Genomic DNA, 25304 nt, shown 5'->3' with positions numbered 1-25304 from the left:
TGTAAAGTGCCGGATGGTTATGAGAGGTTAAAAAATTATGGGAATGTTTGATCCAAAGAAAAGAAAACTTGTAACTGCGATCATTGCTGTTATTCTTGTTCTGGCAATGGTAGTTCCTGCTGTCCTCTCTCTTCTTCTGTAGGGAAAAGAGAAAATGAGGCTTGGAAAAGCGGCTATGGAAGCACTGCAGGCTGAAATCAGCGGGCTTCTTACGCCTGGAAACGAACTGGTGGTGGCTGGAGCCATTGCTCTTTACGGCACAGCGCAGATTGCAAGGGAAAAACATGAGATTTTAAGAGAGCATTTTTCAGAAGGTTTTTTACGGGAGGCAGAGAATCTGAGAACCCTTTACGGGACTGCGGATGAGATAAATGTAAAAGAGGCTGGCGCTACCGCTTTTTATGCAATGGGGGAGGGCGGTTTTCTGAGTGCTCTGTGGAAGATGGCGGAGGCTTCCCAGGTGGGACTGGAAATGGATTTTTCCAAGGTACCCATACGCCAGGAGACAATTGAAATTTGTGAAATCTTTGACATTAATCCTTATAAGCTGAATTCGGAAGGGGCTGTTCTGATCGGTATTCCGGCAGGAGAAGCATTGGTGCAGGAGCTTCGCAGAATGGGCATGATGGCTGCTGTGATTGGACAGACGAATGCTGGAAATGACAGAATGCTTTACTACAATGGGAATGGCAGGTATCTGGAGCGGCCGGCTAAAGACGAGATATATAAGATATTGCCTTAAAATCGAAATAAAACTGCTGTAATTACAGGAGAGTATAAAAACTATGGGAACATTAAACATTGTACTTCATGAGCCGGAGATTCCGGCGAACACAGGAAATATAGGACGTACCTGCGTGGCTACAGGAACCAGGCTCCATCTGATCGAGCCGTTGGGATTTTCATTAAGTGAGAAAGCACTGAAACGTGCCGGAATGGACTACTGGAAAGATCTGGATGTAACTACTTATCTGGATTATGAAGATTTTCTGGAGAGAAATCCTGGAGCGAAGATTTATTATGCGACTACGAAAGCACCTCAGACTTATGCGGATGTGAAGTATGAGGACGACTGCTTTATCATGTTTGGCAAGGAGAGCGCTGGAATCCCGGAAGAGATTCTCCGTGACAATCAGGAGACCTGCGTAAGGATTCCCATGCTGGGAGAAACAAGATCCCTGAATCTGAGTAATTCGGTTGCCATTATTCTTTATGAAGCCTTTCGTCAGCATGACTTTGCCCATTTGAAACTGGATGGGCATCTGCGCAAATATGACTGGAAATAGTAAAAGACCTGGAGCTTTTTTCAAACACGCTCCAGGTCTTCGTTTATAAAAAGAATTGCTGAATAATTTATTTTGCTTTCTTTAAAGTAAAAATGAATTCTGTTCCAACACCTTCCGTGCTGATCACATTAATATTCTGATTATGAGCTTTGATGATCTCTTTCACAATAGAAAGCCCAAGTCCTGTACCTTTCCGGTCTTTTCCGCGGGAGGTATCTGTCTTGTAAAATCTGTCCCACACCTTGGACAGGCTGTCCTTTGGGATTCCTACTCCATGATCCTTCACAGAAACGAAAACCTTATCATTTTTTACGGATGTTTCAATGTTGATCGAGGAATTGTCATTACTGAATTTGATTGCATTGTCCAATAAATTGTACAGTACCTGCTGGATCTGTTCCATATCTGCCTCTACGAACAGCTCTCTTCCGGAAAGCAGCAGTTCCAGGTCAATATTCTTTTTGGAACAGATTACCTCAAACGTATTGGCAGTATTTTTGATCACATCATTAATATCAAATTTGCGGATATTCATCATCCGTTTCCGTTCATCCAGATCATTCAGCACCAGAAGGCTCCGCGTCAGTTTTTCCAGACGGTCAGCTTCATGGGAAATGATATTTAAATATTTGTCCTGCAATTCCGGGGGGATGGTGCCATCCAGAATTGCCTCCACATATCCTTTGATGGAAGTCAGAGGAGAGCGGAAATCGTGGGAAACATTGGCAATAAAGGTGCGCTGGTATTCTCCGTTCTGGTTGATCCTGTCTGCCATGTAGTTCAGGGTTTTGGCAAGATAGCCCATTTCGTCCTCGGATTTCACTGGAATGCGATAACTCAGATCTCCGTTGGCATATTCGGAAGCCCCCTTGATGATCTGTTGCATTGGAGTATGGATCCATTTCTGATAGCAGAGAAGGAGCAGTCCGCACAAGGCATACACGGCAAAAAAAACCATCTGAAGAATTCCAAGAAGACCGCTTCGTTTCTGATAAAGCTGCTGCATGTCATAATGGTAGGTAACATAGCCTTCTGTTACACCGGAATTTTCCACCGATATCATCACATTAAGATGGGGACTGGAAAAATAGCCATAAAAATTACTGATCTGATATTGGGTATTAAGCCAGAAGTCCAGATCAGAATAGGGGATGGAAATTGTGTTTGCAGCAGAGAATTTTTCAGAGGATGTTCCATTCTCTGGGATTTTATCTGTTTCTGAAGTCTGAACTTCAGAATCGGCAGTGGATTTCGCAGAACTGACGTTATATTCCAGATTTGAGGACTGCACGATCACATGGAAATTTTTATCCAGGATTAGTATCCCGGCTTCCTCTCCGGAAGCCAGAATATCCATAATCTTTTCCAGTCCTTTGCTATCATTGTCTGCAACCTGCTGTACAGTGACAGCATCAGAAGCAAATCGTACAGCACTGTCATACAGCCTTGCGCCAACTTCTTCTTCCAGATAGGTTTCCACGAAATGAGAGCCACCTGCTGTAGCGAAAAGGAAGCCTACAATTCCAATGAAAATATAACTGCAGATCAGTTTGCTGTGAACCGTTTTTCTCATTCGCTTTTTACCTCAAACTTGTATCCGATTCCCCAGACTGTAGAAATAGACCAGTTCGGATGATCTTTGATTTTTTCGCGCAGACGTTTAATGTGAACGTCTACAGTTCTGGTATCGCCAATATATTCGTAGCCCCAGATGTGGTCCAGAAGCTGCTCTCTGGTGAATACCTGATTGGGTGAGGAAGCAAGGAAATAGAGAAGCTCCAGCTCCTTAGGCGGCATGTCTACCTGTTTTCCCATATAAGTAACGGAATAGTTGGTAAGGTTGACAATAAGATCCGGATAAGTGGCACATTTCTCATCGCTTACAACTGCAGCCTGTTTGGGCTGGAAACGTCGTAGAACTGCACGGACACGGGCAACCAGTTCTTTTGAATCAAAAGGCTTGATAATGTAGTCGTCGGCGCCAAGCTCCAGGCCAAGTACCTTGTCAAAGGTTTCTCCTTTTGCGGAAAGCATAATGATCGGCACGTCTGAGGTGTGGCGGATCTCACGGCAGACCTGATAGCCGTCAATACCTGGAAGCATCAGATCCAGAAGAATCAGGTTCGGGCGAAAAGTCTGAAATTCTTTTAAAGCCAGCTCGCCATCGTTTACAATTTTTGTTTCGAAACATTCTTTGGTAAGATACAGAGAAATCAGCTCTGCAATATTGTTGTCATCATCGACAATGAGGATTTTCTGTTTAGCAACCATAGTTTCTCCTTATAAAATATAGTTATTTCTTAAATTCTACAATGGTAACACCAGCATCTCCTTCGCCAAATTCAGCCAGGTGGAAATCTGCCACATGCTTCTGGCGGCGGAGATAATTGTGTACCCCTTTTCGAAGGGCACCGGTACCTTTACCATGTACGATACGCACGCTCTTTAAGTGTGCCAGATAAGCGTCATCCAGATATTTATCCAGTTCTGCCACAGCCTCATCTACAGTTTTTCCAAGAAGATTAATTTCAGTGGAAACACTAGTAGACTTGGACATGCGGATCTTGCCTGCTCCTGTTCTGGAAAGTCCAGGAGTGTTGATAACTGGTTCGTCAACAAGCTCCAGGTCAGAAATATGAACCTTGGAACGGATGATACCCATCTGTACAAAAAGAAAGCCTTTGGAATCGGGATGACTGCTGACAGTTCCTTTCAGATTCATGCTCAGTACCTGAACGGTATCTCCAAGGGAAAGATCCTTAGGCTTCAGCTCTTTTTTCGGTTTCTTTACGGTGGTGTTCATGGACATGCCCTTTTCGGCTTTGTTCATGCGGTTTCTAAGATTCTGGCGTTCTTTTTCAATGGCAGCAGTGTCCACGTGATCTTTCTGGAATTTGTGGAACATTTTCATGGTCTGATCTGCGTATTCCTTAGCATCTGCAAGAATCTTACGGGCTTCTTCGTTGGCTTCACGCAAGATCCGCTCTTTACGTTCGTCCAGCTTCTCCTGCTTGGACTCTAACTCCTGTTTCAGGGAAGCAATCTGGGTTTTATAACGCTCTGCTTCCTGACGCTCGTTTTCGATGATCACGCGGCTGTTTTCCAGGGAGGTAAGTACATCCTCGAAGGACTCGTCCTTCTGGCTGATCTGATCTTTGGCGCGCTCAATGATAAAGTCCGGAAGTCCAAGTTTGGAAGAAATTGCAAAGGCATTACTCTTTCCAGGAACACCGATGAGCAGGCGGTAAGTAGGACGCAGGGTTTCCACATTAAACTCACAGCAGGCATTTTCAACGCCGTCAGTGGACAGGGCGTAAACTTTCAGTTCACTGTAATGGGTGGTTGCCATAGTGCGGATGCCTTGTTCATGCAGGAAAGACAAAATGGAGATGGCAAGTGCCGCTCCTTCTGTCGGGTCGGTACCAGCGCCAAGCTCATCAAAAAGCACCAGAGAGTCCTGATCTGCTTTTTTCAGGAAAGACACTACGTTGGTCATATGTGAGGAAAAGGTACTGAGAGACTGCTCGATGCTCTGCTCGTCCCCGATATCTGCGTAAACCTCACGGAAAACAGAAAGCTCGGAGCGGTCCAGGGCTGGAATGTGAAGTCCCGCCTGTCCCATCAGGGTCAGAAGCCCAACTGTTTTAAGGGAAACGGTTTTACCACCAGTATTTGGTCCGGTTACAACAAGGAGGTCGAAGTCTTCTCCAAGACGGATGTCAATGGGAACGGCTTTTTTTCTGGGAATGAGCGGGTGGCGTGCCTGTTTCAGGTGAATGCGTTTCTCTGTATTGAAAATGGGTTCTGTGGCATTCATATCCAGTGCAAGTCCTGCTCTGGCAAAAATGAAATCCAGCTGGATCATAATGTCAAGGTCTGCGCGAATGGCGTCCACATTCTGGGCGGTCTGTTCACTTAGGGTAGCGAGAACTGCCTCGATCTCTTTCTGTTCCTGAAGCTCCAGCTCGCGGATGTCGTTGTTTAGTTTGACAATCGCCAGAGGCTCAATGAATAAGGTGGAGCCTGTGGAAGACTGGTCGTGGATCATACCTGGAACCTGGCCTTTGTATTCGGCTTTTACCGGGATACAGTAGCGGCCATTTCGCATGGTGATAACGGAGTCCTGAAGGTAATTACGGGCGCTTCCGTTTACCAGGGAGGCCAGCTGGGTGTGGATGCGGTCATTGGCAACTTTCATGCTGCGGCGTACATGCATCAGACCGGCACTGGCGTCGTCACTGATTTCGTCCTGGGAAATGATGCAGCGGCGGATTTCGGCTGAGAGGGGAGTCAATGGCTCCAAACTCTCAAACATGCCGTCCAGAGAGTCTTCTCTTGCATCTCCGCGCTCATTTCGGGAGTAGGCTTTGACACGGTTGGTATTTTCCAGAAGTCCGGCAATGGCAAGGAGTTCGGAAATTCCAAGGGAACTTCCGATTTCCAGACGTTTCAGTGAGCCGCGCACGTCTTTTACGCTTCCAAAGGAGATGTTTCCTTTCTGGAAAAGGCGTGTGAGGGCGTCTCTGGTCTGGGTCTGCATATGACGGATTTCGTAAACATCTTCAGAGGGCAGGAGGTGCCTGCACAGGTCTTTCCCCATCTGGGAAGAAGCCTTCTCTGTCAGTTGGTCGATGATCTTGTAGTATTCAAGTGATTTTAAAGCTTTTGGATTCATAATATCTCCTGTAAATCAATTGCTATTTAATGTGTTGGTCGTTATTCCGGACGCGATTTCACAATGTATATTCACCGCCGCGCGTCGCAACGTTCCGGCAAGCTAATGACTAACTACGACTAAGACGCTCAGGAGAGCCTTCGCGCCTAAGTCTCCGTAAGTCATGGATCTCGCCTCCACTAAAACCGCTCCTGAAATGCGCGGCTTGCGAATATACATTGCAAAATCGCTGGTTACTGGAAAGGGAAGAAAGAAACAGTAACGACAACAACGGGGGATGGGGGGAAGTAGTTGGTATCCCGCAACTTTATTGTTTTTTGCAAATCTATCGTTGCCAAGAAAGTGTAGGGAAGCCAGTCACTCACCCTCACCCCTGTTGAAAGTTCCTATGTACAAATAAGTCCCAGCCAGTACACAGCATTCGGGCAATGGTTATTGCTCTAGCGAGCCATTTCAGGCGCGGTTTTAGCGTAGGCGAAATCCACTGCTTACGGAGACTTAATCGTGAAGGCTCTCCTGAACGATTTAGTCGCAGTTAGCAGTTAGTTCGCTGGAGCGTTGCGCCGGCGAGTGAGCAATAACCATTGTCCGAGTGCGTCCGCCTTGAACAACTTTCAACACACTAAATAGCAAATTTGTAAACAATAATTACTGCACACCTTATTGTACATGATTTTCAAGGACTTGAAAAGGAAAAAGTGGGGAGAAATTCATAAAATGTTCATAAATATTTGTTATGATACAAAAGATTGTAATGTCTGGGAAAACGGACGTGTCTTTTTTAGAAAGGGAAGGAAATTATGCGTTTTTTAAATGAGTTGCATGAAGGCGACCGGATCAGTGGCATTTATCTGTGTAAGCAGAAGCAGCCGGCTGTGACCAAGAACGGAAAGCCTTATGAGAATATTATACTCCAGGATAAGACTGGAATGATGGATGGAAAGATCTGGGATCCGAATTCTCTTGGAATTGATGATTTTGACGCACTGGATTACATTGAAGTCATGGGAGACGTGACCAGCTTTGCAGGAGCTATGCAGCTGAATATCAAGCGTGTGCGCAAAGCAGGCGAGGGTGAGTACAATCCGGCAGATTATCTTCCGGTAAGTGAGAACAGCACGGATGATATGTATACCCAGCTGGTTGCCATGATCGGCACTGTGAAGAATACCTATCTGAATACACTTTTGAAGAAACTGTTTATAGAGGATAAAGAATTTTTGAAATCTTTCGAGGAGCATTCCGCAGCCAAAACCGTACATCATGGCTTTATAGGCGGGCTGATGGAGCATACTTTAAGTGTTGCCAGGCTTTGTGATTATATGGCATCTGCTTATCCGGTGATCAAGCGAGATATGCTGATCACAGCAGCACTTCTTCATGATGTAGGAAAGACAAGAGAACTTTCTTCTTTTCCACTGAATGATTATACAGATGAGGGACAGCTTCTGGGCCATATTATAATCGGAGCACAGATGATTCATGATCTGATTAAGGAGATACCGGACTTTCCATTGGATCTGGAGAACCAACTGGTACATTGTATTCTGGCACATCATGGCGAACTTGAGTACGGTTCCCCTAAGAAACCTGCTATGGTAGAGGCAGTTGCTTTGAATCTTGCAGATAATACAGATGCCCGCATGGAGACTCTTACCGAGATTTTTGCAGCAGATAAGAGCAAGAAAGAATGGCTTGGATTTAACAGAATATTTGAATCTAACTTAAGAAAGACAGGAGAATGGTAATCTTTATGGAGTATCGTAAGAATGATATTGTTACGTTAAAGATTGAAGATTGCGGAATTGACGGTGAAGGTATCGGAAAGGCTGATGGCTTCACCGTTTTTGTCAAAGATGCAGTAATCGGAGACACAGTCCGCGCAAAGATCATGAAAGCGAAGAAAAATTACGGTTACGGAAGATTGGAGGAGATTATCACCCCATCTCCTGACCGTGTGGAGCCGAAGTGTCAGTTCGCAAGACAATGCGGAGGTTGCCAGCTGCAGGCCCTTTCTTATGAGAAGCAGCTGGAATTTAAGACTTCCAAAGTCAGGGGACATTTGGAGCGGATTGGCGGCTTTACAGATATTCCTATGGAGAAAATCCTGGGAATGGACCGGCCTTTCCACTATAGAAATAAAGCGCAGTTTCCAGTTGGAAAGTCAAAAGACGGCAGAATTATTACCGGATTTTATGCCGGCCGTACCCACAGTATTATTGAGAACCGGGATTGTGCTCTTGGGGTAACACGGAATAAGGAGGTTTTGGATCGTGTGATCGCTCATATGGAGAAGTTCCACATCCAGCCGTATGATGAGAATACTGGCAAGGGCTTAGTGCGCCATGTGCTGATTCGATATGGCTTTTTTACGGACGAGATGATGGTCTGTCTGATCATTAACGGGGAGAATCTTCCTGGCGAAGAGGCTCTGGTGAAATCCCTTCGTCAGATTCCGGAGGCTGTCAGTGTGATGGTAAATGTGAATAAGAAGCGAAATAATGTGATCCTTGGGGAAAAGGTGCGGCTGCTCTGGGGACAGCCATACATTACAGACAAGATCGGAGAGATTTCCTATCAGATTTCGCCGCTGTCCTTTTTTCAGGTAAATCCTTACCAGACAGGGCGTCTTTATGGAAAAGCACTGGAATATGCACAACTTTCCGGAAATGAGACTGTGTGGGATCTTTACTGCGGAATTGGAACAATTTCTCTGTTTCTTGCACAGAAGGCAAAGATGGTAAGGGGCGTGGAGATCATTCCTGCTGCCATTGAGAATGCTAAAGAGAATGCGCGCCTGAACGGATTTGATAATACGGAATTTTTTGTGGGAAAAGCAGAGGAAGTGCTTCCAGAGCAGTTTGCCCGCACTGGTGAGCGTGCTGACGTGATTGTAGTAGACCCGCCGAGAAAAGGCTGCGACGAGACCTTGCTTTCTACCATTATCAAAATGCAGCCCGACCGGGTAGTTTACGTAAGCTGCGACAGCGCAACTCTGGCACGGGATTTGAAGTATCTTTGTGAAAGAGGCTACGAATTGAAGAAAGTCTGCCCGGTTGATATGTTCCCGAATACGGTGTCGGTGGAGACGGTTGTTCTTTTGTCCCAACTGAAACAAAAGCCGGATGATTAGATTAATGTCACGATTGAACTTGATGATATGATATAACATCTGCAGAGACTAAGGCTACATATGATGAGATAAAGAAATATGTGGCTGAACATAATGCCGGCATGAAGGTTTCCAATCTGTATATCTCACAGGTAAAGAGAAAATGCGGAATTGAGGTTGGAAAGAATTATAATTTACCTAAAAATGAAGATAGCAGGCAACCGCAGTGTCCAGAAGATAAAGAGAGTGCAATTGTGGAGGCATTGAAGCATTTTAAGATGAATAGTTAATAAAGAGAGGTGCAGATGCTATGCCAGGTATACTCGTGGTTGAAGATGATGAAAATTTAAATCGTGGAATTACATTCTCACTGAAAAAATCCGGATATGAGGTTTTTTCAGCAGAATCAGTGAAAAAAGCGAAAAGAATTGCAAGTGATAATAATGTGGATGTTACCATTTGTGATGTGAATCTTCCGGATGGGAATGGACTGGAATTTGTAAGGTGGATGAGATGCAATTATAATACATACATTATTTGTCTTACAGCACTAGATCAGGAGATGGATCAGGTCATGGGATATGAAGCAGGGGCAGATGATTATATTACAAAGCCGTTTAGTCTTTCGGTACTTCTTTTGAAAATAGAAGCATATTTCCGTCGCAGACAGGAGAAAACGGAAGCTGGAAAGATGATTTCGGGAGATATCGTATTTATCGCAGGAGAAATGAAAGTCCTGATAAAGAGTCGTGAAATCAGTCTGACAAAAACGGAGTTGAAAATGCTGACTTTTTTTCTTCAGAATCCGAAACAGATTCTTTCAAAAACACAAATATTGGAAAATGTGTTTGATCTGGAAGGGGATTTTGTGGATGAAAATACAATTGCTGTCAATATCAGAAGACTCCGTGAGAAAATCGAAGACAATCCGGCTGCACCGGTCTATATAAAGAATATCAGAGGTCTTGGGTATATATGGAATCAGGAGGTAAGGCAGTGACAAAGAGATATTGCAAGAAGATTACAGTAGTGCTCTCCTTGGTATTACCTGTCATATTATTGTTTGCAATATTAAATTGCTTTACCACGTATGTGTTTTATGAAGATTATAAATATAAAATGAATCTTATGACAGAGATTGCTGCAAAGGAAGAATTTTCCGGGCTGGATGCTGTTTCGGAATTGCTTAAGGATAAGGATATTGAAACTAACGAACAGGGAAGGCGATTATTGGAGCAATATGGATACTGGGGGAATAAAGGGAATGCATTTTATTCGCAATTCCGACATCAGGTTATGGTGACCAGTGCTGTAAGCACTGTGATATGCGTGCTTCTTTTGACTTTTTTATTTTATTGGAAGAAAAAAGAAGATGCGTATCATCAGAAAATTTTAGACCAGTTGGAAGAAATTCTGATCAGATTCCGTGAAAATAAATTTGATGATTTACTGAAAACGGAAAATCATGCAGAACTGGAAAAATTGAATGACCAGCTTGAAGCAATCGGACATCATATTCAGTTGATAAAGGAAGAAGCAAGGGCAGAAAAGGAGAACACGAAAGAAATGGTTTCTGATATTTCTCACCAGTTAAAGACACCGGTTGCAGCTTTGGATACATGTTTTAGTGTGCTGATGCAGAATGACTTAAGTGCCACAGAACAGGAGGAGTTTCGTATCCGTTGTCGGAGTGCTCTGGATGGACTGGAGACATTATTGCAGTCGCTTCTTGAAATATCCAAGATGGAAACTGGACTGATTCAGATTAATAAGAAAAAACTTCCGCTTATGGATACTGTCATATCTGCTGTGAATCGCACTTATCCCAAAGCGGATGAGAAAGAAATTGAATTCGTTTTTGACTATGAAAAAGAGCTGGAAATATGCACGATTATGCAGGATAAAAGGTGGCTTGGTGAAGCTGTGATCAACGTTTTGGATAATGCAATCAAGTACAGTCCGTGTGGTTCAAAAATATTTATCCGGTTACAAAAAAGAAACGATCTTGTAAGAATGGAAATTGAGGATCAGGGAATTGGTATTCCGCAGAATGAGTATCACAAAATTTTTCAACGATTTTACAGAGGAAGTTCCAAGGAGGTCATGGAAAAGAGTGGTACAGGAATCGGACTTTTTCTATCGAGAGAAATTATCGAAAAACACGCAGGTACGATTACGGTAACCTCCGGCAAAAAGAAAAAAGGAAGCACGTTTGTGATTCAATTACCATATGTTGGTTAAATTTTAAGTGAGCAGAAATCTTACAATTCTGTAAGACTTCTGCTCGTTTTTTGAAAGTGAAATGAAAGATTGCCCTGATACAATTTGGATGTAGGATGAAAAGGAGGCAAAACATGAGTGTGATATTAGAAACCAAGCAGCTTTGTAAGTTTTATGGCGCAGGTGAGAATCAGGTCAAAGCGGTCAATCAGGTGGACATTCAGATTGAGCAGGGAGAATTTGTCGCAATTGTTGGAAAGTCAGGTTCCGGTAAAAGTACATTACTTCATATGCTTGGAGGGCTAGACACCCCGACAAAAGGCAGTGTTACTTTAGCAGGGAAAGATTTATACAGGATGAAGGAAGATGCCCTTGCTGTTTTCCGCAGAAGAAAAATCGGATTTGTTTTTCAGGCATTTAATCTGGTTTCATCTGTTAATGTCTGGGAAAATATTGTACTGCCACTGGGGCTGGATGGAAGAAAAGTGGATGAAGCGTATGTAAATGATATTATTGCAACTCTGGGGATTGAAAACCGGATTTATAATCTGCCAAATCAGTTATCCGGAGGACAGCAGCAGAGAGTAGCAATTGCAAGAGCACTGGTGAATCGTCCGGAAATTATATTTGCAGATGAGCCGACAGGAAATCTTGATTCTAAGACCAGTGATGAGGTAATCGCTCTGCTTAAGATGACAGCAAAAAAATATGGACAGACAATTGTAATGATTACCCATGATGACGAAATTGCACAGGTCGCTGACCGTATTCTGGTGATTGAGGACGGACAGGTGGTGGATTTCAGATGAAGACAATAAGCAGGATTGCATATAGCAATGACAAAAAGAACAAGACAAGAAGTATACTGATTATGATGTCCATATGTCTGACTACGATGCTGCTTGTGATTATCAGTACTGTGGGAAATGGAATGATCCGTTTGCAGAAAAGTCAGGCGGCAAGCTCATATGGAAGCAATTATGGCCTGTTTATCGCCGCAGATGGTACGCAATTAAAAGAAGTGGAACGCAGAGCTGAGATATCTGATATCGGCATCATGTGTACGGAGGGCATCCTGAAAGGAAATGAAAATGGCGGCTTTGTCAGTGCGGATGAAACGGTCAGGAAAATGCTTCCCTATAATCAGGAATATGTGTTGAAGGAAGGTACCTATCCGGAAAAGGCGCAGGAAATTGCCGCAGGACGCGCTTTCTTTGATGCAGTGGGATACCATGATGTAAAGGTCGGAGACATCGTAACATTGGAGTACCGTTCCGGCATGCAGTCGGAATACGCACCGGTGGAATTTACTGTCAGCGGGATTTTATATGACCGGGATGAATATACCATCGAGGCTTCCTATGTTGTATTCGGTTCGCAGGATTTTTATAATGAGCGTGTTGCGGAGGGTGACAGGCAATATAATATCTATTTTACCTTGAGCGATTCTGCAAATGTATCTATGAATAATGTTGCGCCTGTTATAAAAGAAATCGCGGATTCCTGCGGCATTGACCAGAAAAACGTGATCATCAATGACCTCTACCTGCAGTGGGTATTGCAGCCGAGCTATGAAATGATTGTGGTTTGTGGAACCCTGATCCTCGGAATCGTGCTGTTTTCCGTTGTGGTCATTTATAATATCTTCCAGGTCGGGATCGCCCAGAAGGTTCAGGAGTACGGAAAAATCAAGGCGCTGGGTGCAACCAGAAAGCAGATGAAGCAGTTGATCTTTCGTGAGGGCATTCTTCTGGCGGTTCCTTCGATACCGCTGGGGCTGCTGTTTGGTTTCCTGATTGCAAAAGTCAGCTTCAACTGGCTGGTGGAGCAGGGAAATCTGGTATCGTCCGGAATCAAGAACCATCAGGTGCCTCTGTTTTCACTAACAATTATGCTCATCTGCATTTTTGTATCGTTTCTTACGGTCGTTTTGGCTCTGCGCAAACCCATGAAAATTGTTTCCCGGATTTCACCAATCGAAGCGACACGGTATCTTGACGGCTCCAAAACGCAAAAACAGGGTAGACGAAAAGGCAGAAAAGATGTCACCGTTTTCTCCATGGCAATGGCAAATGTGACAGGCAATCCGAAAAGAACCATTGCTACGATTCTTACCATGGGGATTTCCTGTGTATTGTTTGTAATTATCTCTAATTATGTTGGGAATATTGACCCGGAGTACGAGGCGCGGATTGCAATCAACCATGGACAATTTGAGTTGCAGCTGGATTATTCCCAGAATTATGATGAAGCCTATTCGGAGAATAATCTGGACACAATCCTACAGAACAACCCACTGAATGATTCATTGATTAAAGAAATCAAATCCATCCCCGGTGTAACGAATGTACTGACGAGAGAAATCGTCTCTGCAGATCTGAACGGAACAAAATTTCCGGTTGCAATCGTAAATCAAGAGGATTTTGAAATGATGCGCGGGGATGGCGATATCGGTTCCATGGACTATGCACAGGCTGTCAAAAACGGGGATGTTTTCTTTGGCTGGTCCATGTGGATGGAAGCTGACGGGTATTCTGCGGGTGCACCGATTACATTCAACTTTGATAACGGAAGCGGAACCTATACCTATCATGGAAAAATCGCAGGCTCCTTTGTAAGCGCGGACACTTATCTGGTCATTCCGGAAGAAGTATACCGCTCTGTAAATCCGAAAGGGACATCTTATGGATACCTGTGGGTGGATTGTGCTAAAAAAGATGTGGCATCTGTAGAGCAAAGCCTGAATGACCTGCTCTCCGATACTTCTCATATCAAGCTGAACACCTATCACGCAGAATTGCAAACCGCAGAATACGCAAGCCGTATGATGAAGCTTGGCTGCTATCTGTTCATGGCAATTGTCGGTCTCATTGGGTTTATGAATCTGGCAAACACCATGATCATCAATATCACCACGAAGAAGCAGGAATATGGTGTATTACAGGCTGTGGGTATGACAAATAAACAATTAAATTTATGCCTGCAGTTACAGGGACTGATTTTTACGGTTGGCACCATATGTGTAGCACTTATCGTTGGTCTGCCACTTGGCTATGCGCTCTTTGCCTATGCAAAGCATAATGGAATATTTGGAATGAATGTCTATCATGTTCCAATTACACCAATTCTTGCTATGATTTTGCTGGTCAGTCTTTTGCAGATTGTGCTTTCCCTTGTTTTAAGCAGTAATCTGAAAAAGGAAACGCTGGTAGAAAGAATAAGGTATCAGGGATAGCAAGTAATATGTAATGAACTAGGTCTTAACGAAGAGGAGAAATAGATAACTTCCATTTTGTATGCTATCAAGGCTGTCCTGAAATATTTTGCGATGATCTAAGAATATCGCTGATTTCAAGGAGGAATAACACATGAAAAGCACATTTGAAAAAATAGGTGGAACCTACACACTGGGAGCAGACGGAATTTACTATCCGAATCTTGTCAGTACAGATGAAGAACCGCATTATGGGAAATATGGAATGATTCGGAAAACGTATCTGAAAGAGCATCGTCCGGCAATGTATTCTCTGTATATGTTGGAAGACAGATTAACAGAACATCTGAATGCTGTGGACGATGAAGCACAGGAGAGGATGGATATTCTGGTGCGTCAGATGATGGAGAAGCAAGGCGTTACGGAAGAATTGAAAGCTCGTGATCAGATGGTGTGGGTTGGAGCTGTAAATAATATCCGGAATGCAGCAGAAGAGATTGTGTTAAAAGAACTGATTTACAGGTAAACAAAGAGCTGAACAAGTAGGACGAAAAATCCTGTTTGTTCAGCTTTTGTGTTTATAAGGGGCCAAAGAAGCAAATTACAATTCTATAGAAAGTGATCTTTTCTAAGTTTCGGAAGGCTGGTTTTTTCCGTCATAGTTATAAGTTGCCGATTTAATTATTCCATAGTATGGCTTAAAAAATATTCGAATATAACTTTATAGAAATAATCATAATGGGGAGATTATTTGATGAATTATGTGCTAATATTCTGCAATTCTACTGCTGGTCGATTGATTTATGCACACTCTCATTATAATATGTGTGCAGGAGGTGGATATATGTATCAGATTAGTAATGAAAAATTCGGTTTATTTGTAACCGAATTAAGAAAGGAAAAGAATTTAACTCAAAAGGATTTGGCTGAAAAATTATATGTATCAGATAAAACAGTTAGCAAATGGGAACGTGGTCTTAGTATGCCCAATGTCGTATTACTCATACCAATAGCTGATATATTAGATGTTACCGTTACAGAATTGTTACGTGGAGAAAAAATAGATACACAGAAAAATATTGAAAAAAAAGAAATCGAGGAATTGGTGGTAGGCTCTCTCGATATGGCTGTTAGGGATTCTATTCACCAGCATAGAAAAAACTGGATATTAGCATATTTGTTATGTTTTTTTATATCTATTACAGAAATTATTATGTTAGTTGTATCTGAAAGTTCGTTAGCTGAGATGAAAGGGGATATATTGCTGGTTACAGGGGGAATGCTTTTATTTGGTGCATGGTTTTGTTTCTTTGCAAAAGACATATTACCAACATATTATGATGCCAATAAGATAAATTATGTTTCACAAGGAATTTTTAGAATACATCTAGTTGGTTTATCTTTTAACAATGGAAATTGGATATACATCTGCACAACTTTAAAAATATGGACACTTGCAACGGTTGTTCTATATCCTCTTGCAGGTATTATAATAATCAATTGTTTCAATATAGCTTTATGGGATATTTTGAATAAAATTTTCTTAATTATGATATTAGGTGGTATGGTAGTTTCGATTTACATTATTGGGAAAAAATACGAATAATTAAATTACCTGTTATCGTTGTGGATAGTACTAATTTACAACATTCTTCATGGGAAATATGGAATGATGCAGAAGAGTGGTTCTGTTTCATAGGCTTTGATTCCGGTTGGCGTGACGGTGTTTGCTGTTTTCATATTGCCATAGCCATGATCTACAGCGATGATTTTTGTGTTTCTGAGTTCTCGCATAAAAAATACCTCCGTTTTCGTATTGATTGATTCAGCAGGCTGTACCGGTGTGGTACTGCTTTGCTGTGAGATAAGCATACGAAAATCGGAGGGAACAGTAACTATTTCTGAATGCAGCAAATTTTTATTATAGAACATTACTTTACAAGAAGAATAAAAAAGCATATAATTCTTTTATAATATATTTAATAAAAGAGGGTAAGAAAACGGAAAATAAAGATAAAAAAAATATAACAAGAAAAAAAATAATTAATTATGTTCTAAACAATCATGTTACATCCAAGGCAGAAATCGCAAAAGAGTTAAACTTGAGTATGCCGACTGTGTTAGCAAATGTGAATGACTTGTTAGAAAAAAGGGTGTTGGAAGAAACTGGGGAATATGCTTCAACCGGTGGAAGGAAGGCAAAAAGTATAGGGATTAATAAGTCATACTGTCATGCAATGGGAATTTTGATTACAGCGAATCATATAGAAATGGTATTAGTAAATCTTGGAGATGAGATTATAAAAAAAGATCGCATCCGTTTAAAATTTACGGCTGAATTATCTTATTGTACAGAGGTGGCACAAAAGGTCAAAACTTTTCTGGAAGGCGAAGTAGCGAAGGACACGCTACTTGGGATTGGAGTGGCGATTCCAGGAATTATTGATCAGAAAGAACGGATTGTTTTAAAATCCCATGCTTTAGGTATAGAGAATTATAGTCTGCGCTTTTTAGAGCAGGCTCTGGAAATTCCAGCATATTTTGAAAACGATGCTAATGCTGCAATGCTTGCAGAAAAAAAGCAAAAGTATCCAAATGCGATATATCTGTCTTTGAACCACACATTAGGAGGTGCATTCTGCATAGATGGAAAGCTGTTTCGAGGGCAGAACCAGAAAGCAGGGGAGTTTGGTCACATGATACTCGTTCCCGGTGGAAGAAAGTGTTATTGTGGTAAATCAGGATGTGCAGATGCATATTGTGCTGCAAGTGTACTGACAAAAGATAACAGGCAGTCACTGGATGCATTTATGGAAAAAATTGAAAGTGGTAATGTAAAAATTTTGCAGAAATGGAATGAGTATCTGGATCATCTTGCTGTTTTGATATCAAATCTGCGGATGGCATATGATATGGATATCATACTAGGAGGTGATGTGGGAGGTGTATTGTCAGATTATATGATACCACTGGGAGAAAAAGTGATGGCATATAATGGCTTTGAGCACGATGTTTCATACTTGAAAAATTGTTCGTATAAGAAAGAAGCGTCAGCTGTTGGAGCCGCGAAATACTTTTTCACAAAACATATGGTAGAATTGTAGTAACTGTTCACAGGTAGGAATTTTCTGAACTGAAAATTCCGTACGGTACAGCTCCCACTGACAGGTTGCAAAGCGAATGCGGATGTCCGCTTTATATGTGTGAAAAACGAGAAGTTGTGTAAAATTAAAAAAAGAAATTATAGTAAAAAACGGAAAGAAAACAGTAACTACGGTTTCCTTTCCGTTTTTTTGCGTGGTGCGCCTGGCGGCGCACGTTTCTAACGGGTTAAAGTCCCGAATCCGCCCGGTAATGGGAAGGATATAGCCGAAGGCAAGGGTGTCCATCGTGAGGTGGAATCTGAAGGAAGCCGGATGTGGGAACAGACTAACCACGGGCAAATCTCTGGTCTGACGAACAGAAATCTCATATAAGGTTATGCATGAGGGTAAGACTGCCACCCAAGTCAAAGCCCAATAACTACACGGAATCCTGCGTGATAAATGAGGCAGATGGATGGAGAGGAAGAAACGTGTGGTACCCAGGGAGGTCTGTGCGGTACGCCTTGAAAGAGGTAACCATTGCATAAAGCAATGCTGAACGCACAGAAGTCAGCAGAGGTCATAGTAGCCGAGAGGTGAAGGACCGAATCAGTAGGAGTCTTAAGTATGACCGAGAAAGGAGGAATGACCGTCTATGGCAGAAAACATTGAAAACAATGGCTGTTCGCAGAGAGATAGTGCGGAACACGAAGGGTATGCAAAAGCGTCTAGGTCATTCAATCGGATATGGAAAGAAAGAGACAGTGCACAGCCGAGACTTTTGGAAGCGATACTGTATAAAGACAACTTTAACAGAGCGTATAAGAGAGTCAAGGCAAACAAGGGAGCGCCAGGAATTGATGGCATGACCATTGAGGAGGCTCTTCCATATCTAAAGGAACATCAACAAGAGATAACCGACCGCATTTATCGTGGAAAGTATACTCCGTCTCCAGTAAGACGAGTTGAGATTCCCAAACCAGATGGTGGTGTGCGAAAGCTTGGCATACCAACAGTGGTAGACCGTACACTTCAACAGGCAATAACCCAACAGTTAGTGCCAATCTATGAACCGCTGTTTGCAGAGGGTAGCTATGGCTATCGTCCGAACAGAAGTGCAAAAGACGCAATACTTAAGGTTAAGGAGTATGCCGAACAAGGCTATACATTTGCTGTAGTCCTTGACTTGTCAAAGTACTTCGATACTCTTAATCACGAAATTCTCATCAATCTTCTCCGAAAGAATGTAAAAGATGAACGTGTAGTACAGCTGATAAAGCGCTATCTGAAGAGCGGTGTAATGGAAAACGGAGTAGTCATTGACACAGAGGAAGGCTCGCCACAAGGTGGAAATCTATCACCGTTGCTGGCAAATGTCTACCTCAATGAGTTCGACCAAGAATTCTTGAAAAGAGGTGTTCCATGCATAAGATATGCAGATGACATCGTGCTTCTTGCAAAGAGCAGGCGGGCATCAGAGAGACTCTTGGAAAGCAGTAAAAAATATCTTGAGGAGAGGCTGAAACTTACAGTCAACCGAGAAAAGAGCCGTACTGTCAGCGTGTTTGCAATCCGAAATTTTAAATTCCTTGGCTTTGCATTGGGAAGGAACGGAAAAGGCATTTATGTCCGAGTTCATACGAAGTCATGGAAGAAGTTCAAGTCCAGACTGAAGGAGTTATCTTCCCGTAAGCGATGTCAGTCAATCAAGCCAAGCCTTGGGAAAATCAAGGTATATGCGAGGGGATGGCTTAACTATTACGGAATTGCAAGTATGAAGAACAACATAGATGACGTCAACGGATGGCTCTATCACAGAATACGTATGTGTATATGGAAACAATGGAAATTGCCCAGAACAAAGAAGAGAAATCTGATAAAAATGGGAATCCATGAATATTATGCGAACATGGCGGCAAACTGTCGAAGGGGACACTGGTATTGTGCCAATCTGACGACAGTTAAGAAAGCCATGACAAAAGAAAGACTGATAAACAGTGGCTTCTATGATTTAGCCACAGCCTATCAGTCTGTGCACGTCAACTATTGAAACCGCCGTGTACCGAACGGTACGCACGGTGATGTGAGAGGACGGCGGTTAGTCACCGCCTCCTACTCGATTTAATTGTGAAAAATATACAAAAAATGTATTTTAAAATTATGAAATGTATAAAAATATGAAAAAACATATTGACAAATTGTGTTTACATTGTAATAATGTAATTACTTTAATAAAACATTTTATAAAACATAAAATAAAACGACATGAAAAAGGAGGAAACAATTATGTTACAACAGGTAATGACAAATCCAGGAGAAATTATTTTCAGAGAGGTTCCGGTTCCGGAGGTAAAGGAAAATCAGGTTTTGGTAAAGATTATGAATATTGGTGTTTGTGGATCAGATATTCATGTTTATCATGGAAAACATCCGTTTACAAAATATCCGGTAACACAAGGACATGAGGTTTCCGGTGAGATTACAGAATTTGGAAAAAATGTCACAGAGTTTCATGTGGGACAGAAGGTGACGATAGAGCCTCAGGTATATTGTGGACATTGCTATCCATGTCGTCATGGAAAGTATAATCTCTGTGAGGAATTAAAAGTAATGGGATTTCAGACGACAGGAACAGCATCTGAGTATTTTGCAGTGGATGCATCTAAAGTAACACCTATTCCAGAAGATATGTCCTATGAAGAAGGCGCTATGATTGAACCTCTTGCTGTGGCAGTTCATGGTGTAAAACAGATAGGTGATGTGGCTGGCATGAATATTGCAGTTCTTGGAGCAGGACCGATTGGAAATCTCGTGGCACAGGCAGCAAAAGGAATGGGGGCAGCGAAAGTAATGATCACAGATATCAGTGATCTTAGACTGGCAAAGGCAAAAGAATGTGGAATTGATGTGTGTGTGAATACCAAAAATAAAGACTTCAGTGCGGCAATGCTCGAAGCATTTGGACCGGACAAGGCGGATGTAATCTACGACTGTGCCGGAAACAATATCACAATGGGACAGGCAATTAAATATGCAAGAAAAGGAAGCACGATCGTACTGGTGGCTGTTTTTGCAGGAATGGCAGAAGTAGATCTTGCAGTGGCAAATGACCACGAACTTGACATTAAGAGCACGATGATGTACCGCCATGATGATTATATAGATGGAATCAGACTGGTAAATGAGGGCAAAGTTCATTTGAAACCGCTCATCTCAAAGACATTTGCTTTTAAAGATTATCTGAAGGCATACCAGTATATTGATGATAACCGCGAGACAACGATGAAAGTAATTATCAACGTCAGTGAAAAGTAAGGAGTTCATATGAAAAATAAATATGGAATTGTCGGAGTTGCCCATGTCGGGCTTCCGACAAATGATTTACAGAAAACAGTTGAGTTTTATAAGAGTCTTGGATTTGAAGTGATTATGCAGTCTTATAATGAAAAAGCAGGGGAAAAAGTGGCATTTTTACAGATAAAAAATTACTGTATAGAGACTTTTGAAAATGGGCAGGCGGCAATGTCAGACGGTGCATACCAACATGTTGCACTTGATGTGGAAGACATTGAAAGTATGTATCAGAAAATCTGCAATGAAAAATACACAATTATTACAGACGGAATCGAAGAACTACCATTTTGGGAAAATGGTGTGAAGTATTTTATGATTAAGGGACCAAATGAGGAAAGAATAGAGTTCTGTCAGAAACTCTGATAAAAATAGGAGAGACATATGGGAAGCGAAAACAAAAATGGAAAAGTACCGCTGATCAGTAAGATTGCATATGGGTTTGGTGATGTTGGATGTAATTTCAGCTGGATGTTCGTCAGTAATTTTCTGATGATATTTTATACAGACGTGTTCGGAATCAGTATGGCGGCTGTGTCAGCACTTATGCTTTTTTCAAGATTCTGGGATGCAATCAATGATCCAATCGTCGGGGGACTTACAGATAAAACAAAATCGAGATGGGGACGGTACCGTCCATGGCTGTTAGTAGCGGCACCAATCACAGCGATTCTTCTTGTTATGACATTCTGGGCAAGACCCGACTGGCCGCAGAATGGAAAGATCATTTATATGGTAATTACATATTGTCTGCTGGTTTTGGGGTATACCTGTGTGAATATTCCATATGGAACCTTGTGTGGTGCTATGACACAGGATATTGATGAACGTGCAAAAATAAATACATCCCGTTCGGTTGCAGCGATGATTGCAATTGGTGTGATAAATATTATCACAGTTCCACTGCTCAGAAAATTCGGCAGTCATAGTGCAAAGACAGGATATCTGACGGTTGCGGTCATATATGGATGTATTTTTACAGCCTGTCATTTCTTCTGCTTTGCGAAGACGAAAGAGGCAGTGCTTACTCCGGAAAAAGAAAAAATTTCTGTAAAGATACAATTGAAAGCAGTCATGCAGAACAGACCATATCTTCTTGCATTGGCAGGACAGATATTATTTGGATTTACACTGTATGGTAGAAACGCAGATATTCTGTATTACTTTACATATGTGGAAGGGAATGCCTCCTACTACACAACTTATTCGATGTGCATCATTATTCCTTCTATCATCGGGGCAGCCTGTTTTCAACCATTATTCCGCAAGTTAAATAACAAAGGAAGAACAGCATCTCTCTTTGCTTTATTTACAGGAATTTTCATGTTGACTATGTTTTTCTTCAATGCCAAAGAATCACCGGCTATTTTTTATGCATTATCTGGTCTCACACAGTTTTTTTTCTCTGGATTTAATACCGCAATCTATGCAATTATTCCAGACTGTGTGGAATATGGGGAGTGGAAAACCGGACTTAGAAATGATGGTTTTCAGTATGCATTTATTTCACTTGGAAATAAAGTCGGAATGGCAGTTGGAACAGCACTTTTAGCAGGATTACTTGGAAAATATGGTTATATTGCAAATCAGACACAAAATGCAATTGTACTTTCAATTATGAAACATGCATTTACGACGATTCCAGGTGCACTGTGGATTGTGACTGCGGTTGTATTATTTTTCTACCGGTTAAATAAAAAACGTTATAACGAGATTGTGGAAGAACTGAAAAATGGAAGAAAAAGTTGATATCGTGGCATTGGGAGAATTGCTGATTGATTTTACGGAAGCAGGACACAGTCAGGATGGGAGAAAATTGTTCGAACAGAATCCCGGCGGTGCTCCGGCAAATCTTCTAACCGTTGCAAGCCACTTTGGGTATCGCACATCTTTTTCAATCAGATCTAAGATATTTCCTATTGTTTGAAATAGCTTTTTGTAATAATCTACTTCCATTCCATGCATTAAACATATGGGCTAATTTTCTCTGGTTGGATGGCTTGGAATAGTAAGCGGATATTTTAGGACTGATTTTAGTCTGACCAGTCATCCAGCGGCAAACCAGACCGTTGTCCATTGAAAAATCCTGATTTGCCGGATCATCCATAAAATCTTCAAATAATTCGTATAAAAAATCAGGCTGACTCATTTGATTACTTTCGCTGATATGGTTTTTTAAACAAGTGCTAATAGAAGAAAAATCGCATCGATTCAATAGAAATTCCCCTTTCGTAGTTAGGATTGAGTATATCTATCATAACACGAACGTATATTCGATTCAAGAAAATGCGGATATTTTTAAAGTGATTGTGTCAATTTACAATCAATTTCTATTCAATGTGGTTTTCCGGCAGGTTCTGTAAAATAAGCTCAGATCAAAACAATGACTGAAGGAGCTTATGCAACAGAATATTGAATTTGAGCGGTGCATTGATTTTCTGGTACGGATGATCGATAAGTACGGTAATGAAGTCCTCCGGGATACTTCAAGGGATATTTCAAGGGGATACTTCAAGGTATGCATTTTGCTGTTCTTACATTGACGGAAAAAAGACGCAGAGGTATAATAAAAAGGAGTTTACGGTCTTTTCCCTATTAAAGTGGAGAGAGCGCATGAAATATAAAAGGATGAGGAAAAAATGAAAACCAAATACGAATTTAGAGACATTCTTCCAGAGGAGTTAGATCAGGTGATTCAGATCGAGCAGATCTGTTTTCCGCCAAATGAGGCCTGCTCTGCCAAGAGTATGAGAGAACGAGTGGCAAATGCACCAGAGACATTTATGGTTGCAGTGGATAAAGAAACAGGTAAAGTTGCCGGCTTTCTCAATGGGGTGGCAACAGACGAAGCAGTTTTTCGTGATGAATTTTTTACGGATAGTACTCTTCACAACCCGGAAGGAAAGAACGTTATGCTCCTTGGGCTTGATGTTCTTCCGGAGTATCGCCACCAGGGGCTTGCCCGTGAAATCATGACACGATATGTGGAAAGAGAGCAAAAAAGAGGACGCGAATGCCTGTACCTGACCTGTCTGGATAACAAAGTAGAGATGTACAAAAAAATGGACTACACCGACAACGGAATTTCCGGTTCCGCTTGGGGCGGGGAAGAATGGCATGATATGAGCAGGAAAATCAGATGATCCGGCTTCAGGATATTGCGGATATGGCGGGAGTGAGCAGGACTACCGTATCAAATGTAATAAATGGCAATACGAAAAGAGTTTCCCAGGAAACCATTGATAAAATAACGGCAATCCTGAAAGAACAGAATTATGTTCCGCATATGGGTTCCGTTATGCTGTCCGGACATGGTTCCAGGATCATAGGCGTGGTACTTGGTTTTGCCCAGGCTCATGGAATGTACTCCCTGCAGGACTCCTTTGTAGGAGAACTGGTAGGAACCATTCAGATGGAAGCTGAAATGAAAGGATACTATGTCATGCTGATCGGAGGGGAGAATATCCAGAACGTGGTGGATATTGCTTCCAGATGGAATGTAGAAGGACTGATCATTCTGGGATATAATGATGAAAAATATCGGAAATTGTCCAGAAAGCTGAATAAGAAAATGGTTCTCATAGATGCCTATCCCGCAGGAGAATATTTTTTCCAGAATGTGGGAGTGGATGATTATTCAGGCGGCTATCAGATTGGAAGTTACCTCTGTTCCTGCGGTTTTGACAAAGCTTTGTTTCTTGCAGAAACAGATATTGACAGTGATTACAGCCGTTGGATGGGCTTTAAGCAGGCTATGGAAAAAGAAGGAAAATTCTGTAGCCGCACTCGTCTGATCGTGATCCCGGGGGAAAGAAATCGCCGTATCCAGAAATATAAAGAACTTCTTCCGCGTTTTCTGCAGGTAAAAGCAGTGGCATTTTCCTCAGATTATGCAGCAATTGAGGCCATGAACTTTTTGTCAGATCATGGGATTAAGGTTCCAGAACAGGTATCTGTTACCGGCTTCGACGACAGTATCTATGCCAGAATGGTCCGTCCAAGACTTACAACAGTTCATCAGGATGTAGGTCAGAAGGCACATTTGGCGTTCAGCCGCCTGCTTCGGATGGTTGCCGGGGAGCAGTTAAAAGAGTTTAATATAAAAAGTCCGGTGTACCTTGTAAAAAGAGATTCTGTGAAAATATGAACAGATCGTTCAAAAGAATTTGAAGAGAAGACAGTCAGGCTATAGAGCCTGTTTGAAAAATCATTCCTGCAATCTGCACGCCCCACTTTGCGGTATATTTCACCCGAATTCGGTTGCCGTAGCCCGCTACGGCGCCCTCATCCGGGCGAAATCTCCCACAAATTGTGACGCACATCTTGCAGAAAGCCTTTTTCAAACACGCTCTGGAGCCTGACT

At 42.1% G+C, this 25304-nt stretch carries 24 protein-coding genes and 1 pseudogene; 20 read left to right on the top strand and 5 right to left on the bottom strand.

Going from position 1 to position 25304, the window contains the following annotated elements; genetic code table 11:
* Positions 1 to 154: 154 nt before the first annotated feature.
* Positions 155 to 742 (top strand): AIR synthase-related protein, encoded by a 588-nt coding sequence (locus ACESTK_RS04470; protein WP_173735093.1) that lies wholly within the window; start codon positions 155 to 157, stop codon positions 740 to 742.
* Between the two features lie 43 nt (positions 743 to 785).
* Positions 786 to 1286: a tRNA (cytidine(34)-2'-O)-methyltransferase gene (locus tag ACESTK_RS04465; RefSeq protein WP_173718216.1), complete on the top strand. Its 501-nt coding sequence runs from the start codon at positions 786 to 788 to the stop codon at positions 1284 to 1286.
* A gap of 67 nt (positions 1287 to 1353) precedes the next feature.
* Here ACESTK_RS04465 and ACESTK_RS04460 read toward each other — a convergent pair whose 3' ends face one another.
* Genes ACESTK_RS04460 through ACESTK_RS04450 form a run of 3 tightly spaced genes read right to left on the bottom strand, consistent with a single transcriptional unit; the run spans position 1354 to position 5961 of the window.
* Entirely contained in the window at positions 1354 to 2859 is a 1506-nt protein-coding gene (locus ACESTK_RS04460; RefSeq protein ID WP_173771763.1) for a HAMP domain-containing sensor histidine kinase, read from the bottom strand.
* Positions 2856 to 3557 carry a response regulator transcription factor gene (locus ACESTK_RS04455; RefSeq protein WP_118582333.1) on the bottom strand — a complete coding sequence of 234 codons (702 nt, stop codon included), beginning with the start codon at positions 3555 to 3557 and terminating at the stop codon, positions 2856 to 2858. Before ACESTK_RS04455 ends, ACESTK_RS04460 begins: the two co-directional genes overlap by 4 nt.
* Before the next feature lie 22 nt (positions 3558 to 3579).
* Positions 3580 to 5961, bottom strand: coding sequence for an endonuclease MutS2 (locus tag ACESTK_RS04450; RefSeq protein ID WP_173716889.1), 2382 nt, complete (start codon positions 5959 to 5961; stop codon positions 3580 to 3582).
* An 800-nt stretch (positions 5962 to 6761) separates the two neighbouring features.
* Here ACESTK_RS04450 and ACESTK_RS04445 point away from each other — a divergent pair.
* The 9 genes from ACESTK_RS04445 (at position 6762) to ACESTK_RS04405 (ending at position 16113) form a co-directional block, all read left to right on the top strand.
* Complete coding sequence (locus ACESTK_RS04445; RefSeq protein ID WP_118581317.1) at positions 6762 to 7709, top strand: 3'-5' exoribonuclease YhaM family protein; 948 nt, start codon at positions 6762 to 6764, stop codon at positions 7707 to 7709.
* Positions 7710 to 7714: 5 nt separating this feature from the next.
* A complete protein-coding gene (gene rlmD, locus ACESTK_RS04440) occupies positions 7715 to 9094 on the top strand; it encodes a 23S rRNA (uracil(1939)-C(5))-methyltransferase RlmD (protein WP_227201157.1) in 1380 nt (459 codons plus the stop codon).
* Between the two features lie 80 nt (positions 9095 to 9174).
* Positions 9175 to 9363, top strand: coding sequence for a tRNA (uracil-5-)-methyltransferase (locus ACESTK_RS04435; RefSeq protein WP_202030777.1), 189 nt, complete (start codon positions 9175 to 9177; stop codon positions 9361 to 9363).
* Positions 9364 to 9383: 20 nt separating this feature from the next.
* Positions 9384 to 10073 (top strand): response regulator transcription factor, encoded by a 690-nt coding sequence (locus tag ACESTK_RS04430; protein WP_117494501.1) that lies wholly within the window; start codon positions 9384 to 9386, stop codon positions 10071 to 10073.
* Positions 10049 to 11314: a sensor histidine kinase gene (locus ACESTK_RS04425; RefSeq protein WP_373118875.1), complete on the top strand. Its 1266-nt coding sequence runs from the start codon at positions 10049 to 10051 to the stop codon at positions 11312 to 11314. The genes ACESTK_RS04430 and ACESTK_RS04425 overlap by 25 nt, the downstream gene beginning before the upstream one ends.
* Positions 11315 to 11427: 113 nt before the next feature.
* Positions 11428 to 12102, top strand: a complete 675-nt coding sequence (locus tag ACESTK_RS04420) for an ABC transporter ATP-binding protein (RefSeq protein ID WP_006426335.1) — start codon at positions 11428 to 11430, stop codon at positions 12100 to 12102.
* Positions 12099 to 14528 carry an ABC transporter permease gene (locus ACESTK_RS04415; protein ID WP_373118873.1) on the top strand — a complete coding sequence of 810 codons (2430 nt, stop codon included), beginning with the start codon at positions 12099 to 12101 and terminating at the stop codon, positions 14526 to 14528. Before ACESTK_RS04420 ends, ACESTK_RS04415 begins: the two co-directional genes overlap by 4 nt.
* A gap of 133 nt (positions 14529 to 14661) precedes the next feature.
* Complete coding sequence (locus ACESTK_RS04410) at positions 14662 to 15033, top strand: TnpV protein (RefSeq protein WP_173735086.1); 372 nt, start codon at positions 14662 to 14664, stop codon at positions 15031 to 15033.
* Between the two features lie 318 nt (positions 15034 to 15351).
* Positions 15352 to 16113 (top strand): helix-turn-helix domain-containing protein, encoded by a 762-nt coding sequence (locus tag ACESTK_RS04405; RefSeq protein WP_118581329.1) that lies wholly within the window; start codon positions 15352 to 15354, stop codon positions 16111 to 16113.
* Positions 16114 to 16184: 71 nt separating this feature from the next.
* Here the strand turns inward: ACESTK_RS04405 and ACESTK_RS04400 are convergent.
* Positions 16185 to 16301, bottom strand: a pseudogene (locus ACESTK_RS04400) (plasmid segregation actin-type ATPase ParM); the annotation flags it as partial.
* Between the two features lie 176 nt (positions 16302 to 16477).
* On the opposite strand from ACESTK_RS04400, the gene ACESTK_RS04395 reads away from it, so the two are divergent.
* The 6 genes from ACESTK_RS04395 (at position 16478) to ACESTK_RS04370 (ending at position 22868) form a co-directional block, all read left to right on the top strand.
* Positions 16478 to 17611: an ROK family transcriptional regulator gene (locus tag ACESTK_RS04395; protein WP_373118939.1), complete on the top strand. Its 1134-nt coding sequence runs from the start codon at positions 16478 to 16480 to the stop codon at positions 17609 to 17611.
* A 634-nt stretch (positions 17612 to 18245) separates the two neighbouring features.
* Complete coding sequence (gene ltrA, locus ACESTK_RS04390) at positions 18246 to 19640, top strand: group II intron reverse transcriptase/maturase (protein ID WP_373118870.1); 1395 nt, start codon at positions 18246 to 18248, stop codon at positions 19638 to 19640.
* Between the two features lie 236 nt (positions 19641 to 19876).
* On the top strand, positions 19877 to 20905 hold the full coding sequence (locus tag ACESTK_RS04385) for a zinc-binding dehydrogenase (RefSeq protein WP_118581284.1): 1029 nt from the start codon (positions 19877 to 19879) through the stop codon (positions 20903 to 20905).
* A gap of 9 nt (positions 20906 to 20914) precedes the next feature.
* Positions 20915 to 21307 (top strand): VOC family protein, encoded by a 393-nt coding sequence (locus ACESTK_RS04380; protein WP_373118868.1) that lies wholly within the window; start codon positions 20915 to 20917, stop codon positions 21305 to 21307.
* A gap of 18 nt (positions 21308 to 21325) precedes the next feature.
* Positions 21326 to 22690, top strand: a complete 1365-nt coding sequence (locus ACESTK_RS04375; protein WP_226854317.1) for an MFS transporter — start codon at positions 21326 to 21328, stop codon at positions 22688 to 22690.
* Positions 22674 to 22868 (top strand): hypothetical protein, encoded by a 195-nt coding sequence (locus ACESTK_RS04370; RefSeq protein WP_330386341.1) that lies wholly within the window; start codon positions 22674 to 22676, stop codon positions 22866 to 22868. Before ACESTK_RS04375 ends, ACESTK_RS04370 begins: the two co-directional genes overlap by 17 nt.
* Here ACESTK_RS04370 and ACESTK_RS04365 read toward each other — a convergent pair.
* The gene (locus ACESTK_RS04365) at positions 22836 to 23156 is read right to left on the bottom strand and encodes a hypothetical protein (RefSeq protein ID WP_226854318.1); all 321 of its coding nucleotides are present in this window, start codon (positions 23154 to 23156) and stop codon (positions 22836 to 22838) included. The genes ACESTK_RS04370 and ACESTK_RS04365 overlap by 33 nt on opposite strands.
* A 424-nt stretch (positions 23157 to 23580) precedes the next feature.
* Here ACESTK_RS04365 and ACESTK_RS04360 point away from each other — a divergent pair, with 424 nt between their 5' ends.
* Genes ACESTK_RS04360 through ACESTK_RS04350 form a run of 3 tightly spaced genes read left to right on the top strand, consistent with a single transcriptional unit; the run spans position 23581 to position 25302 of the window.
* The gene (locus ACESTK_RS04360; protein WP_373118866.1) at positions 23581 to 24084 is read left to right on the top strand and encodes a GNAT family N-acetyltransferase; all 504 of its coding nucleotides are present in this window, start codon (positions 23581 to 23583) and stop codon (positions 24082 to 24084) included.
* Entirely contained in the window at positions 24081 to 25088 is a 1008-nt protein-coding gene (locus ACESTK_RS04355) for a LacI family DNA-binding transcriptional regulator (RefSeq protein ID WP_118581269.1), read from the top strand. Before ACESTK_RS04360 ends, ACESTK_RS04355 begins: the two co-directional genes overlap by 4 nt.
* A gap of 19 nt (positions 25089 to 25107) precedes the next feature.
* Entirely contained in the window at positions 25108 to 25302 is a 195-nt protein-coding gene (locus ACESTK_RS04350) for a DUF6783 domain-containing protein (protein ID WP_373118863.1), read from the top strand.
* Positions 25303 to 25304: the final 2 nt, after the last annotated feature.

Source organism: Ruminococcus sp. Marseille-P328, from assembly GCF_964249465.1.
Taxonomy (GTDB): Bacteria; Bacillota; Clostridia; order Lachnospirales; family Lachnospiraceae; genus Blautia_A; species Blautia_A faecis.
This window is presented reverse-complemented; position numbering and strand designations above follow the sequence as displayed.